Source organism: Rhizobacter sp. P2_H2, from assembly GCF_056403375.1.
Genome location: NZ_JBFUFP010001358.1, coordinates 1 through 1,227, shown reverse-complemented (window position 1 = coordinate 1,227; position 1,227 = coordinate 1). Strand labels below are relative to the sequence as shown.

Here is a 1,227-nt window from a genome sequence, read left to right as displayed (position 1 = left end):
ACTTTCACTCTTCACGACTCTGAACAACGCGCCCCAAGACTTTGGAGTCTTGGTGGAGGTAAGCGGGATCGAACCGCTGACCTCTTGCATGCCATGCAAGCGCTCTCCCAGCTGAGCTATACCCCCAAGAATCCTTGAATTCTGGTGACCATCGGGTTGACCTTTCAGCCTTCCTTCTGGCGCTGCGCTGTTCTCAGTAGCGAAGACCACGATTATAGGCAGATTTTTCAGGCCCTCTGCAAGCGGCTCAAAACTTTTTCACGCGCAAAGAGCTCGAGCACCGCATCGACCGACGGCGTCTGCGCACGACCGCACACCAGCACGCGAACGGCATGCGCGAGCTGCGGCATCTTGAGGCCGTGTGCACCCAGCGTCTCCTTGATCGCGGCCGCGATCGCGGGCTTGCTCCACTCGCTCGCGGCGAGCTTCTCGCGCAAGGTCGCGAGCGCCGGCTTCACCGCATCGGTCACGTGCGTCGCGAGGTCTTCGGCACTCGGCGCCACGTCGGCGAAATACATCTGCAGCCAGTCGGCCAGCTCCACCGTCGTCGAGCAGCGGTCCTTGAACAGGCCGCAGCGCGCCGCCGCTTCGTCTTCCGACACGCTGATGCCGCGGCGCGCGAACTGCGCCACGACCAGCGCGGCCAGGCGCCGCTCGTCGATCGTCTTCAGGTAGTGCGCGTTGACCCACGCGAGCTTCGCCGCATCCCACTGCGCCGGGCTCTTCGACAGGTGGCTGCCGTCGAACCACGACACCAGCTGCTCGCGCGTGAACAGCTCTTCATCGCCGTGGCTCCAGCCGAGGCGCGCCAGGTAGTTCAGCATCGCCTCGGGCAGGAAGCCGTTCTCCTCGTACGCGGTCACGCTGACCGCCCCACGCCGCTTCGACAGCTTCTGCCCGTCATCGCCGAGGATCACCGGCACATGGCCGAACAGCGGCAGCGGCGCCTTCAGCGCGTTGAAGATGTTGATCTGCCACGGCGTGTTGTTCACATGCTCGTCGCCGCGGAACACATGGCTGATGGCCATGTCCCAGTCGTCGACGACCACCGCGAAGTTGTAGGTCGGCACACCGTCGGCCCGCATGATGATCAGGTCGTCGATCTCCTTGTTCGCGATGCTGATCGGGCCCTTGACCAGGTCGTCCCAGCTGACGATGCCGTCGTGCGGGTTCGCGAAACGGATCACCGCCTCCACGCCGGCGGGCGGCGTCGGCAGCGTCTTGCCG

The 1,227-nt window shown here is 64.5% G+C and carries 1 protein-coding gene and 1 tRNA gene; both read right to left on the bottom strand.

The features are described from left to right. Positions 1-50: 50 nt before the first annotated feature. Positions 51-126 (bottom strand) — tRNA-Ala (locus tag AC1D15_RS33080). Between the two features lie 101 nt (positions 127-227). Next, the coding region (gene gltX, locus AC1D15_RS33075) for a glutamate--tRNA ligase (protein ID WP_477829399.1) at positions 228-1,227 on the bottom strand (1,000 nt) is incomplete at its 5' end.